Origin of the sequence: Bacillus gaemokensis, from assembly GCF_001590835.1 — a bacterium.
Taxonomy (GTDB): domain Bacteria; phylum Bacillota; class Bacilli; order Bacillales; family Bacillaceae_G; genus Bacillus_A; species Bacillus_A gaemokensis.
The window spans coordinates 19,716-33,160 of sequence record NZ_LTAQ01000017.1 but is presented as its reverse complement, the minus strand read 5'-3'; the positions used below and the strand labels follow the sequence as shown (position 1 = coordinate 33,160).

Here is a 13,445-nt window from a genome sequence, read left to right as displayed (position 1 = left end):
CCTTTTCCATACCGATCACACACCTTTTTAGAGTAATATTATCAGTATGTCCAAGTTTAGGAGATTACTTGCGAGAACTTTAGAGTTTTTGCACCAGAACCAATCAAAGAACTAGAAAAGTCCATTAAGCGAATCATGGCTGGATTAACTCAAACACTCGAATCCATCCCTGGAATTGGTCCTATATTCGCCGCCGGTATTATCGCTGAAATTGGTCAAATCGAAAGATTTGAAGATGAAACCAAGGTAGCAAAATATGCCGGATTATATTGGCGTACACACCAGTCTGGTCGTTTCACCGCAGAAAACACTTCATTATCTCGTAATGGAAATCACTACTTGCGTTATTACTTAGTTGAAGCCGCCAACTCTGTAAGAAGGCATGTATCAGATTACCAAGAATATTACGTAAAAAAATATAATGAAGTACCAAAACATCAACACAAACGTGCACTCGTTCTAACCGCAAGAAAACTTGTGCGATTGGTGGATGCGCTACTACGTAGTCACCAACTCTTTACGCCAGAAAGGTGCGTGAAAGTGTGACATAAAATTTGTCATCGCTACCTTTCAATCACCTTCCAGTAAATTACATTCTTTACTGGTCTAGTTTGGTGATGTCTTTTTTTAGCAAATTGTCCTTTGATAACTTCAAACGCTTTTATTTTTCAGTTGACATACTACCGCAGGTCTTTATAAAGATTCCTACCAAAATACCGTCAATGTTTACATCTAGTTACTCCTTAACTTGTACTTTCTTATAGTTCCATCTTTTCCAATATTGCGATAACTTAATTTTACTATATTTTTAAAACCAACATATCTTCTATATGGACTTCCTCAATTATAAAAAACTTTCATAACAGAAGTTATATCTACTGTTGACTACTAATAATGATACGTTATGTTAATCTCACATGTACATAATACGTAAAATATTGTTTTGACAAGAATAAACGATTATAAATTTGGAATATTAAAATCTGACCAATTGAATTAAAAATATTAACAAAAGGTGGCCGATAAAATGCCCACAATACCTAATTTTCCTGAATACCTTAATCATGAACATCACGCTTGGCATATTCCTAGTGCTCACCCTGATCTTCCAACACGCCAAATCTTGCCTCCAAACCCTGGTGCAGGTTTAGAATTTATAACATTTCATCAAAATTTCATAGCTAAATTTCATGCGTGGTACGATTCTCAACCATTTGCGGATCAAAATGCTGTTGCACCATGGACATCAATTCCACAAGAACTTAAGGTAGCCAGCGCCGGCTGGAACTCTCAATTTGAAGCGGATGAAAAACGAATACTGACTAACAATCCTCCTTTTGCATCCCTAGATGAACTTGGATTGTTTATTGAAAGGGGATTACATAATCAATTTCTTCATGGTGCCGCAGCGAGAGTATACAATGAACCAATTGTAGGGAGTATTCCTTCTTCACCATTAAGTACTCTGTTTTACAAAATACATGGACTCATAGATTATTGGTGTTCTTCTTGGGAGAAGCGTGGTTTCAGCGGTTCGCTAGCAACCGCACGCCAGACAGACGACCAACTTGATCTATTCGCCGTGGACAAACAAGGACGTGTAAATGTTATGTGGGTAGTCGGGACCGGACGTTGGCAAGGACCAATTCCTCTCACTGCGCCGAACTATGTTCCATCTGATGCGGTATTGAGAACCGCACATCAAACAGATGAACAGCTTAATCTATTTTTCGTGGATAACCAAGGACGTGTAAACGTTATGTGGGTAGTCGGAACCGGAAATTGGCAAGGACCAATTCCTCTCACTGCACCAAATGTTGCTATACCTGGATCAGGTATAGCAACCGCACATCAAACAGATGAGCAACTTGATTTATTTTTCGTGGATAAACAAGGACGTGTAAACATCATGTGGGTAGTCGGAACCGGAAATTGGCAAGGACCAATTCCTCTTACTGCGCCGTATACTTCTTATAGTACGGGAATGACTCTTGTGACTGCACATCAAACAGATGAGCAACTTGATCTATTTTTCCTGGACACTTCAGGACGTGTAAACGTCATGTGGGTAGTTGGAACCGGAAATTGGCAAGGACCGATTCCACTAACTACGGTATTCAAACCGTTCTTCAGTCGGATTGGGGGGACTGCACGTCAAACCGACGAGCAACTTGATCTGTTCACCGTAGATGATAAGGGACGTGTAAATGTCATGTGGGTAGTCGGAACCGGAAATTGGCAAGGACCAATTCCTTTGACTGCACCGAACTTCGTTCCAGTGTCTACGATTCCAGCAACTGCGCGCCAAACCGATGAACAAATTGACTTGTTTTTCGTAGACAAGCAGAGACGTGTAAATGTTATGTGGGTAGTTAATACCGAACCTTGGAAAGGACCGATTCCATTAACTGAACCAAATTACGTTTCATTAGGTACGAACCTAGCGACTGCGCGCCAAACCGACGAGCAAATTGACTTGTTTTTCGTAGATAAGTATGGGCGTATAAACGTTATGTGGGTAGTTAATACCGAACCTTGGCAAGGACCAGTTCCACTAACTTGACCTAATTGTCGTGGCCAATTAGCTAAAGATTAACATGAATTATAATCAAACATAAAACCCCTTGATTATCAAGGGGTTTTAACATGAACAACGTTGATAAATCAATTTTTCGGAGCCACTTCAGAAATTTCAATAATAAGAATTAAGAAAAAGTAAAACCGTCTTTGATATCTTAGGCGTCGTATACAACTTTTCTATGTCTCATAAGGTTCTGTTGCAAAGTTTAAAAAAGCAGAAACAGGTATTGATAAATGAGGGGGGACCATTTAGGCAGTGACTAATAATTTGTGTAATTCCTTGTGCGTTGAAAAACCGCAGTTTGGCTGCAAACTGCGGTTTCGTTTATATATAGCATGAATGGTTTCGATTCCTTTCAAGGTACGTGAAGCATGGCGAAGATTTTGAAATCCTGCGGATTTGGCAAAACATCGCTTGATATGTCTATGATCCTGTTCGATGAGATTATTGAGATGCTTAACGGTGCAATGTTTCGTATGCACATAAAGACCGTTATTTTTCAGTTTTTTGAACGCACAAAGTAGGGCAGGAGCCTTGTCTGTTGTGAGAACCGTTGGTTCTCCAAAAGCTTTCACTAACCTTTTCATAAACATATAGACGGCTTGATGATCCCTTGTTTTACGAAGTTGGATATCCAAGGTGTATCCTTCTTGATCAATCGCACGATAAAGATAACACCACTCTCCTTTGACTTTGATGTAGGTTTCATCTAAATGCCATGCGAAATGTGCTGATTTATTTTTCTTCTTCCAAATTTGATAAATCAAATTTCCATATTCATGCACCCAACGCATGATGGTTGTTGGGTGAACGGAAACTCCACGTTCTTTCAGGATTTCAGATACATCACGATAACTTAAAGAAAAACGGCAATAATAGCCGACGGCTACCAAAATAATATCTTTCTTGAACTGTTTTCCTTTAAAATATCTCATGCATCATGCTCCCCGAATCATTTTTCTTACATTTTAATTTCGCTTAGAAAACTTTGCAACAGAACCTTTTAGTTTATTATGCTTTTGGTTTAAATACTACCCAATGTGGATTTGGATTATCTTTATTTACATCCCCTGTTTCAGGATATCTAAGGGAACCATATTCTGAATATCCTGTTCTAGCTCTATTTTTATCTGCTGCATCGTGTTCTTTTAACCATTGGATAGGAGATGTTTTAGCACAAACTGTAATGTAATTATAAACAGTTTGACCGTCTGCACAAGCGGTCATAATCCCTTTAGTTTTATTGGCCCAAAGTTGTGCAAAGCTGATACCTTCAACGTTTGTTCCTGTATTACAAGCATAAGAATCTGCTATATTTCCTGGTGCAAAGGCGTCTGTTTGTAAACGTTGAATATCTTCTTTATGGAAATGCCCTTTATATTTTGCGTCAGCTTGATATTGAGCTCCAAAATCAAGATATCCTCTATGACCATGACCAAACCATGAAAAATCTATAATTTTATTTAAACGTTTTCCAGTACCATTAGTAGATTGTGTATTAATATAATTAATTAACTGATCTTTATTATCAACAAATACAACATCTACTGACCAATGTGTTGCGGTTTCTCCAAAGTTGAAAATTTCTTCATTTGAATATAGGTTTCTTTCAATAATCCAAGTTACGTGGGTTTTATGATTATCGTATTTTTGTTTAAGATCTCGAATTTTTTTGATTGCTGGTTCAATAAAGTTATATCTAAATCCTCTTTCTGGTCCTTCTTTTGCTGAAACTACAATACATTCATATTGATTGAATTCTTTCTCTGAAATTTTATAACCTGAATCTCTTCCTGATTTAATATCTTTATCAATTGCTATAGAACCATTTCCGCTCCCAATCGCGTATTCTTTAATTTGATCAAATGCCCAATTTTTTGGTAATGGGAATCCTAGGTTTCCACTAAAACCAGTAGACATACCAGAGACAAAGCTGTATGTTGCATATTTTTGGTCTGATACTTGAATACATACGTTTCGTGAACCATATACTCCAATTTTGTAATAACTTCCTAATTCTTTCATTTGTTCGTTGATTGCTTTGAAGTGTGGTAAAATTTTGTTTTTAATATCGTCACCTGTTGCATCAAAATCTACTGCGAAATAGATAGTTGTTCCATATGGGAATCCATAATTTAAAGCGGCTTGAAAAGCATCAATTGCATCTCCTTTACCCTGTGAAGCATTAAAATAGTTTTTATCTCCACCGTTTGTTTGGTAGATAGGAAAAATGCTAAGGCCAGCTCTGAAAATGTTATGCATTTCTCCGCCTTGAATTTTTTTATTTTTAGCATTTTTTACTTTAGCGTTTGTTAAATAACGTCCTACTGTTTCATAACCGGCTGCGACTAATGTTTTTGCTCGTTCCGGAGTAATTTCTGTAATACAATCGCAAGCTTTACCTTGACGCTCTGGGTCTCCTGTACTTACTAATAGAGAAGCCCATGTTTGATAATCTGAAACTCCAGTTGCTTTCAATAATGAAAAGTTTTGGAATTGTTTTAATTGTGTAGTTACAGCTGTTGAAAATTTACCATCAAACGGTACATCGTAACCATTGAAAATAAGAGACGCTTGGAATAGGTACACAAAAGCACCTGTTGAACCTTCTTTTAATACGACTGATTTAATTTTATCTTGTGTTGTTGGACCAAAGTTTCCGTTAGCTGTACCATCTTGTAATCCTTCTTCATATTGAATAGCAAACATTAGAGCCTTTTGTACATCACGTGAATAATGGCCATCACAAGGCATATAGAAAAAGTCAGCGCGTTTGATATATTTGCTGTTTAACCATTGTTGGATACTTCGAATTTTTGCACTTCCGTTATTAACTAATACATAAGCATCCATTGTTAATAGTGCTTTTAATAATTTAGGAGTTACTGCGCCATCATTTGGTGTACAGCCTAAATCTTTTTGCATAGAAGCAATAGCAGATTGTGTACCAGGTGCATATGTTCCTGTAATGCCACCAGGTCCATAACCTTTGCAATATAAAGCGGCTTGAATAATTTTTACAATATTTGCGTTTGTATTAGATGTTGTACTAATTGGACATTTTTTTGCAAGTTCTTTCAATGTAGTAGGGCCACAGCTTGTAGATGTTTCTGTAATTCCAAGTTCTAATTGTAATGCTTGTGTTAAGGCACCCATTGTAGACCAACCTGTTTTTCCAGTTACTTCAATTTCTTTATAACCAGCTCTACCCTTATATGTGCTGTTTACCCATTCCTGTGCTTTTTTTACCATTTGATCCATGTTTATTACCTCTTTTTTAATTATTTACATTAGATTACTTCATGATTTCATCTAATATATTAATGAAAAGCTTTATTGCTTTTCTGGTAATAATTTTACGGTTATATTTGATATGAAAAGTCCCCTTTTTTCTCAGTTTTTTGTCGATGTTTATAAAAAAACATTTACATTATATGTTAATGTTTTTAGTGGGATTATTTACAATATATAAGGTGTTTAAAAGGAGAATAAAAATGAAGATATTATGGAGTAAAAATACTTGTTTTGCAATAGGAATGAATATTATTTTTTGTATAGCAATATATATATATATTGCTTATTATAATGATTTTATTTATTTGGATTCTGGTAATTTACATAGAAGTCTTGGAGATGATATTACATATATTTTATATGCTTTATTAGTTCCTTTGGGTGGTTCTATTATATTTTCGTATATTGCTTTAGGTAAAAAAGAATATAGTAAAGGGGTATTAATTTTTAACTTATGTTTTTCGATATTTTTTATAATTTTTATTGGAATTTGGTTTGTTTGTCTTTTGATTTCGTTTTAATATGTGTTTTTTAGGGTTGGTTATTTTGTTTTGAGTATTTTTTGTAACAAAGATACCCCTTGATTTACAGTGTTTTGAATGTATACTTTTTTTGGTGGTTTTGAAGATATCAAGTGATTTGTTTTGAAGTCAATGATTAAAGGGGAATGAATGTAAACAAATATCTAAAAGTTTACTTTCGGTTTTCTAAAAAAATAAACAAGAACTTGTAGGAATACTACAGGTTCTTGTTTAGATAAAGGACAGAGATATCTACTCTTTTTCTAGCCAAGCAATAGGAATTTCTTTTTCACCAGTTACTTCAAACAGAATTTCTCCATTTACTTTAAAGACCCGTTCAATAATGGGTATTGTAATCATTTTATTTTCCTTTATTTTTCGCTTTCGTACTAGTTCTAAGTCGATAATATTCATGCTGAAATCCCCTTTTGTGTATGTAAGACAGAGAAAAAAGCACTCAAATGAGTACTTTTTAACTTGAATCACCATTTTACTTTTTGAGCTGTTACTCTATGTATATTTTACTATATTTATCTATAACAGTTGTTGATAAAGTTATTTTATTCCAATTTACTATAATTCATAAACTTACGTATTAGGGATATAGTTTTTAAAATGATTTTTGGGAAAGTTTTCCGATAAAAATAGAGTGAAAATCGCTTGGAATTTAATTATCCTAAAAATGATCGTTTTCGGGACGTTTTTTATTCAGCCGTTTTCTATTAATCAAACGTTTGTTTAAAACACTTGAGTCATGTTTCCGTACCCCTTATTCCGTTAAAGGGCCATTTAATGGAATAAGGCGTCATAACAAAATTGGATATTTAAATTAAAAACAGTATGAAATTGTGAAGAAATGTACTTAAACTACCATGAAAATAAACTTCTGTAACTTCGAAAAAAGACAATACCAAAGAAGCCCCTTCTCATTCGTTAAAAAAAAATGGAGAGAGCCACAATTCATTGATCTATGGATTGACTGGATTAAGAACCAGTATGGACAGTTCACTATATTTTCATCCTCTGTGGTGCAGCGATGATTTTTCCACTGCATGGATGGCTAACGGGCAGTTTAGTTTAAGCAGGAATAATTAATCTTTATAATGAATTAGAAATAAAAATTATTAATACTTAATTCAATAGAAGGAAGGTCTTGGTATTGGATATAGAAAAATATAATTTGGTTAATCAAAATAATTGTAAAAAACCTAATTATAAAATAGATGATAAAGAAATATATTTTGATATTTATGTTAGCCCTGATAAAGAAGTGTGTATCGTAGGTAGTTTAGACAACAATTATATTTGTTGGGCTTCGATTACTATTCTTGATGAAAGTGATTTGATTGTTACTATTATCGATTATTTATTGAAACGTAAACCTGTTATGGTTTCAAGTATCTATTTCGCATTAGGATTTCGTTACGAGGAAGTAATGAAATGGCATAAATTTCGTATATCCAAAAAACTGTATAATGATGGTGAGTATCGTTACTACTCACAAGCCACTCCTGCTTATTTAGGAGATAACGAAATGTATCTTGCTAAATATATATCGGGGGAAATAAACAGTTTTTATTATTCAGAGTTATCGAAGTGTAAATATCGTTTGATGGATAACTATTATTTTAAGATATTAGAAGGTTATAAAAAACTTTTAATACAAAAGGAAAATTACGAATACTATTACGAAATGAAACCTCTTATTTCCTTATTGAAAAGTGAAAGTTACCTAAAATTATGTCCGAATGAGGAAATAAGAAATATATATTTGGACTGTATGAAGGAATGTTCTAATCTATATAACCGCTATATGTCATCAGTAAGGTAAATGATTGTAATGATATATAAATTATAAATTGTGGGGGGAGATAAAATATGATTGAATACAAAAATGGGAAGGAATACTGGAACGGAAAGGAATGTACTGGCAATTTTGTGTATCGCACATTAGCGGATATGTTCCCTGGAGATTATGAACGATACAGAAAAGAATCAATGGAATTTAAAGAAAAGCATACTGTTTTACACTGCTCTCTTTGTCATGATAAATGGGTTCATGATGACACCGATTTGTCTACTGCTCAATGTCCTTCCTGCAAGTCCAGAGAATTTCAAAAGTTATAAGCTCTTATTAAGTCTTTGTGATTGTGAAGAAACGTACTTAAACTACCATGAAAGAAGTAGTTTTCTTACATATTCTGTGGTGAAGCAGGGCTTCATGGATGGCTAACGGGGGCGTTAGTGAAAGAAGAATTAAACATTTTAAGGCTGAGGCCATCTTTTAATTATTCCAGAAAAGGGCGCGATTGCCGAACAAAGGTAATCGTTTTAAAACAACATATGTTTTATTAACTTTATAGTACAACAATTGTTGTTTTAACTCGAGTAGAACTTAAAGAAAAGGGCGCAATTGCCGAACAATTTAAACCAAACTGGCTTTCCACTTTGTGTTCATATAAACAAAGTAGGAAGCCTTATTTTTTCTATAATTTCTTCATTTTAGTCTTGATTTCTCGAAGGGATGGGCAAAAATATCCAAATTTATTATTTACCACAACAAGGTTTCTGTTTTTTTATAGTTGTACGTTTTACCATCGCCTCTTTCCACTCATGATTACATTCTTCACAGAACCACCATACAACCATTTTTGAATTAGGAGCATATCCGTAAGGGCCTCTTTTATTTTTTGTAGGATGCCATTGCTTTGCTAAATGTGGATAGTGATTACCAAAGCTTTCCTCTGGCAACACGCGTGTCTTTGAGCAGTACGGACAACCCTCACCATGATGAGTACGTCTATTAATTCCCATTTCCCAGATATGCCGTTCATCCCTCTTGCACTGCCATGTCACTTTTTTCCCTGATTTAGGTGCTAACTGCCATGGGTCTACTCCCTCATTCAATTTTGAATGTAACTCTGAGAGCAATTTTGGATGTAGGGCTGCAAAGCTCTCTTCTGTCAACACGCGTTTTTTGGCACAATAAGGACAGCCTTCTCCTCTTATACGATACCAAACGGGCATATCCCAGATATGGTTCTGTTTCCTTTTACAGCGCCACCATACTTTTTCCATAGGTTTTAAGAATGGATCATCAGGATTAATTCCCTTATTTTGTTCATAACACCATTCGTCCATAAGTTTAGGATATCGAGAAGCAAATCCATTTTCAAAGTATGTTCTTGCACCTGCACAATATATACAAGTTGTTTTTCTATTCACTCGATACGCAATACTCGTTTTCCATACGTGCTGTGTATTGTTTCGACACATCCAATACACAGATTCTTTGGAGTTTGGTAAAACATCATTTGGTGTTAAATCTCCATTTAATGTCGGATGCCATTCTGCCGCAATTTCTGGATATTTACTCTGTAATGAAGATAATTGATTTAAGATTTTGTTTCGGCAAACTGGACAGCCTTTGTCTTTTCTTCCTGTTCTTTTAGCTATTTCCTCTTTCCATTCATATCCACATGAACAAATCCACCAAGCTTGAACATCTGATCCATATGTAATACCGTATGGAAGGGCTCCTTTATTTAATTTTGGATGCCATTGCGCTGCTATATCAGAGTGTGTTGTAAAAATGGAGTTGCAAATCGGACAATCTCTCCTTCCGTTTTTTCGTTGTTTCACAGGCGCTTCCCACTCATGTCCTTGCTTACATTGCCACCATACAACTTTGTGAGAATTAGCAGAAATATGTTCTGGCCCTACCACACTGTTTTTTGTATAGTGCCATTCTGCCGCAATTTCTGGAAATAACACTTTTAAACTTTTTTCTTTTTTATTAGTACGGTACTGACTCAAGATTTCTAACCGATCATTATACGAAGAAATAGATTGCGTGACTTTTCGAATTATGTCCTTCTTCTTTTCATAAATTGATGGATATTGTTTTTGGAGATGTAAATCCAAAGAAATAAAAATTTCGAGAATCACTCCATCTAAAGATGAATAATAACGACCCTGCGAATAATAATGAGTCAATAATAATGCTTCATGTAACTGTATAATTGGTAATCCATCAGAACGTACTCGTATTAGTTTGACTCCCTCTTCTTTCAGAACGTAATTTTTCTGTTCATCATTTTCCTGTTGTCTTTTTCTATCATGAAAAGGTCTTCCATCATACTCCACAGCAAATTGAACAGATGGAATATAGATGTCTATTTCTTGCTTTTTATCTTTAAAGGCTTCATGATGAAATTTATTTCCAGTGCCTTCCATCACTTGTTTCAAGTAAAAATGAATTGCCTGTTCTGGAAAAGATGTCTTTTGCCCTTTCCAACATCTTAGACATCCTCGATTTAATCGATCTACTACTCTTGTTTGCCATGTGTGGCTTTCATCAAATCGGCATTGCCACCATACGCGTTCCGATGAACCAAACACTACTTCATATGGCGTTAGCTCTCCATTTAATATTGGATGCCATTCTGCCGCAACATCAGGGTAAACAGTTGCTAAGCAGTTATCATCACATACTTTTTTATTACTACAATACGGACACCATGTATTAGAATTTTTAACATTATTAGGTGTTGCTTCAAACCTGTGTCCTTTTCGGCACTCCCACTCTAGAGGCGTCATAATATTTACATAAGTTTCTGATAAACACTTACCATCATTTAGTTGAGCAAGTTTACACATATCTTTAATCGACAGCCGATTATGTGTTGTGCTTTTGGATAATTCTTGCGAAAGACTCACTTCTTCTTCTTTCAGATCCTTAAGTATATGTTCCACATATTCAGGAGTTAATTTTCTGACCTTAGCACAGAATGGACACCAGCTATCATACGATTTTAAATCGTTCAAACGTTTTTGAAAGATATGACCTTCCCTACACTTAAAAAATAACTTTTGCTTATTATTAATGTATCTTTTAGATAAACAGACTCCCTCCTTGGCTTGGGCGAATTTTTGAATTTCTCCTATATCCTTCCTTATAGGCACTTTCTCCACCTCCTTCTTGATTGGTTGATAATACCTAAATTTTAAAGAAAATATACCTTTTTAAACGCTCGTTCACTTTTTAGGACGGTTCATATGTAAAAGTAAAACTAAGTTTACATCTTTTTACAATTTGTAAAACCCACCAATTATAACTTTACATATAGATAATGTAAGAATTAAATTTTTAAATATTTATAATATTTAGTGCAAAAAATATCAATTTACTATATATAACATTTATGTAAAAATATAATTAAGCTAAACTCTTCTTTAAATCTTTGCCCCTAACAAGGATTTAAAGATAATGCTATTTTTAGTTGCAAGTTCATAAAAAGAAAAAAGCCAAATCTATTATAGAACTTGGCTTTTTTCTTTGGAGTTCATGTAAATAACGACTTGAACCCACTACTCTTTTTCAAATGTAATTTTATTTTATCATATTTAAAACATTTTGTTACTGTAAATCTCATTTTTATCAGAAAATTAAGATAAGAACACAACTTGTTTCCTTATAAAATCAAGATTTATCACGTTTATAAATACATCTGAAAACATTTATTAAATCCAAACAACCTTTTTAAACTACTTAGCGTACAATTTTCTCGAAATGATATGGTGACCCCAATTAGAAAATACACTAACAAAATTAAAGCCTCGTTTAAGAAAAAAGGTTATAAAAGCCCTTAATAAATGGGAGAATCAATTTTAAAACCTTAAAAAATAAGCTATACTTATGAATTGAAGAGCAATCTGTAAGTCATACATGTGGTAAATTTACAAAGAAAAAGTGAAAGTACATTTAAAAAGAGATAAAGCACTGATTCAAGGTGAATTTATCTTTTTTTTATATGTTGGGAGGAACAAACAATGATGTTCGTTTTAAAATGAAGGTAATTCAGTCAATACAAAAGATTTGCGAAAAGACCCGCAAGTCTTTTACTATTTCATTCTCATTCTTTTTTCTTGGAAAGGTTTAATATACTGTGTATTTAACAATGGCTTATAGTCTCTTATTAATTGTTTTTCAATCAAATTCGTATGATCACTCGTATAGTGTCCTATCTCAAAATATATGAGTACAAAATTAATTAATCCTCTGTTGGCATAAAATCTTGTTATAGGCTCATAACCTTTTAAATGATACAGTAGTCTATCGCGAACTTTTGATGATTTACCTATATAAAGTGGTGTATTAGGGTAATGAGATTTTGACTCAAACAATACATATACTGCTTTACAATTCATGTGTAAATTATCTTTAATATCATTGGCATCAATAAATAAATATGGATACATGAATTCTTCTTTTCCCTCAAAAACAAAAACCGATTCTTTCGGATTATTATACAATATAAATTTGTCTTTCATCGTAATACTCTCCTTTTTCCAAAAGAGTTTTCCATTTACTCAAAATTGAATTGATTTCGAGAAAAAATTTGTACAATCGTTCTTTCGCTTGGCTATTATCTTTGTGGATACTAGTATTTATTTCCCTTTTATGTACAACAATCCCTTGATTATTATAAAAGGACACTACAACTAGATACATTCCCCACTTTATTTTTACTAATGAAGTAACATATGATAAATCTTGCAGTGGAATTAAAAACACTTCATCTTCGGCATGTTGATCATATATTTGAATTAATTTAACACTTAGCATGTTCTTTTGTAGTCCAATAAAAAGTGTTCCTTCTGTAGGATTCCAAAAGTGGTTTTCAAAATCCGTTGCTAACCTCTCATTATTGATATTTCCAGACAAAGTAATTTCGGTTCTGTTGCAAAGATTTCTAAACTGAGATAACCTGTAGAAAAAGTGTGAGCAGGAGAATGCTATATGGGGTATTTTAAAGGAAAACAGTTTAAAAAGGATATAGATTTCTAAACTGAGATAACCTGTAGAAAAAGTGTGAGCAGGAGAATGCTATATGGGGTATTTTAAAGGAAAACAGTTTAAAAAGGATATTATTTTAGTAGYCGTMGGCTACTATTGTCGTTTTTCTTTAAGCTATCGTGATGTATCTRAAATCTTGAAAGAGCGTGGTGTTTCGGTTCACCCAACAACCATCATGCGCTGGGTTCAT

At 33.9% G+C, this 13,445-nt stretch carries 10 protein-coding genes and 2 pseudogenes; 6 read left to right on the top strand and 6 right to left on the bottom strand.

Features of this window, described 5'->3' with window-relative positions:
* Window positions 1–96: 96 nt before the first annotated feature.
* Window positions 97–546: pseudogene (locus tag AZF08_RS15795) on the top strand (transposase); the annotation flags it as partial.
* Window positions 547–1,027: 481 nt separating this feature from the next.
* A complete protein-coding gene (locus AZF08_RS15790) occupies window positions 1,028–2,563 on the top strand; it encodes a hypothetical protein (protein WP_051726004.1) in 1,536 nt (511 codons plus the stop codon).
* 266 nt (window positions 2,564–2,829) lie between these two features.
* Here AZF08_RS15790 and AZF08_RS15785 read toward each other — a convergent pair whose 3' ends face one another.
* Window positions 2,830–3,516: an IS6 family transposase gene (locus AZF08_RS15785; RefSeq protein WP_063177308.1), complete on the bottom strand. Its 687-nt coding sequence runs from the start codon at window positions 3,514–3,516 to the stop codon at window positions 2,830–2,832.
* A 76-nt stretch (window positions 3,517–3,592) separates the two neighbouring features.
* Entirely contained in the window at window positions 3,593–5,842 is a 2,250-nt protein-coding gene (locus AZF08_RS15780; protein WP_235604060.1) for a glycoside hydrolase domain-containing protein, read from the bottom strand.
* Window positions 5,843–6,075: 233 nt separating this feature from the next.
* On the opposite strand from AZF08_RS15780, the gene AZF08_RS15775 reads away from it, so the two are divergent.
* Window positions 6,076–6,396 carry a hypothetical protein gene (locus tag AZF08_RS15775; RefSeq protein ID WP_063177307.1) on the top strand — a complete coding sequence of 107 codons (321 nt, stop codon included), beginning with the start codon at window positions 6,076–6,078 and terminating at the stop codon, window positions 6,394–6,396.
* A 252-nt stretch (window positions 6,397–6,648) separates the two neighbouring features.
* On the opposite strand, the gene AZF08_RS30795 is transcribed toward AZF08_RS15775, so the two are convergent.
* Window positions 6,649–6,810, bottom strand: coding sequence for a hypothetical protein (locus AZF08_RS30795; protein ID WP_063177306.1), 162 nt, complete (start codon window positions 6,808–6,810; stop codon window positions 6,649–6,651).
* Between the two features lie 745 nt (window positions 6,811–7,555).
* Between AZF08_RS30795 and AZF08_RS15765 the strand changes: the two genes are divergently transcribed.
* Window positions 7,556–8,227 (top strand): hypothetical protein, encoded by a 672-nt coding sequence (locus AZF08_RS15765; protein WP_200875246.1) that lies wholly within the window; start codon window positions 7,556–7,558, stop codon window positions 8,225–8,227.
* Between the two features lie 47 nt (window positions 8,228–8,274).
* A complete protein-coding gene (locus tag AZF08_RS15760) occupies window positions 8,275–8,523 on the top strand; it encodes a hypothetical protein (RefSeq protein ID WP_033679136.1) in 249 nt (82 codons plus the stop codon).
* Window positions 8,524–8,943: 420 nt separating this feature from the next.
* Here the strand turns inward: AZF08_RS15760 and AZF08_RS15755 are convergent, their stop codons facing one another.
* From AZF08_RS15755 to AZF08_RS29930, 3 genes are all read right to left on the bottom strand, one after another.
* On the bottom strand, window positions 8,944–11,361 hold the full coding sequence (locus tag AZF08_RS15755) for a zinc-ribbon domain-containing protein (RefSeq protein ID WP_033679137.1): 2,418 nt from the start codon (window positions 11,359–11,361) through the stop codon (window positions 8,944–8,946).
* Between the two features lie 939 nt (window positions 11,362–12,300).
* Window positions 12,301–12,729 (bottom strand): GIY-YIG nuclease family protein, encoded by a 429-nt coding sequence (locus tag AZF08_RS15750; RefSeq protein WP_033679138.1) that lies wholly within the window; start codon window positions 12,727–12,729, stop codon window positions 12,301–12,303.
* The gene (locus AZF08_RS29930; RefSeq protein ID WP_033679139.1) at window positions 12,704–13,123 is read right to left on the bottom strand and encodes a hypothetical protein; all 420 of its coding nucleotides are present in this window, start codon (window positions 13,121–13,123) and stop codon (window positions 12,704–12,706) included. Before AZF08_RS29930 ends, AZF08_RS15750 begins: the two co-directional genes overlap by 26 nt.
* 166 nt (window positions 13,124–13,289) lie before the next feature.
* Here AZF08_RS29930 and AZF08_RS15740 point away from each other — a divergent pair.
* Window positions 13,290–13,445 (top strand): annotated as a pseudogene (locus tag AZF08_RS15740) (IS6 family transposase); the annotation flags it as partial.

Bases quoted from the DNA above. Each gene is read 5' to 3' on its own strand.
- AZF08_RS15790 (WP_051726004.1), top strand. From the start codon at position 1,028: ATGCCCACAATACCTAATTTTCCTGAATACCTTAATCATGAACATCAC.
- AZF08_RS15780 (WP_235604060.1), bottom strand. From the start codon at position 5,842: ATGGATCAAATGGTAAAAAAAGCACAGGAATGGGTAAACAGCACATAT.
- AZF08_RS15750 (WP_033679138.1), bottom strand. From the start codon at position 12,729: ATGAAAGACAAATTTATATTGTATAATAATCCGAAAGAATCGGTTTTT.
- AZF08_RS30795 (WP_063177306.1), bottom strand. From the start codon at position 6,810: ATGAATATTATCGACTTAGAACTAGTACGAAAGCGAAAAATAAAGGAA.
- AZF08_RS15760 (WP_033679136.1), top strand. From the start codon at position 8,275: ATGATTGAATACAAAAATGGGAAGGAATACTGGAACGGAAAGGAATGT.
- AZF08_RS15785 (WP_063177308.1), bottom strand. From the start codon at position 3,516: ATGAGATATTTTAAAGGAAAACAGTTCAAGAAAGATATTATTTTGGTA.
- AZF08_RS15775 (WP_063177307.1), top strand. From the start codon at position 6,076: ATGAAGATATTATGGAGTAAAAATACTTGTTTTGCAATAGGAATGAAT.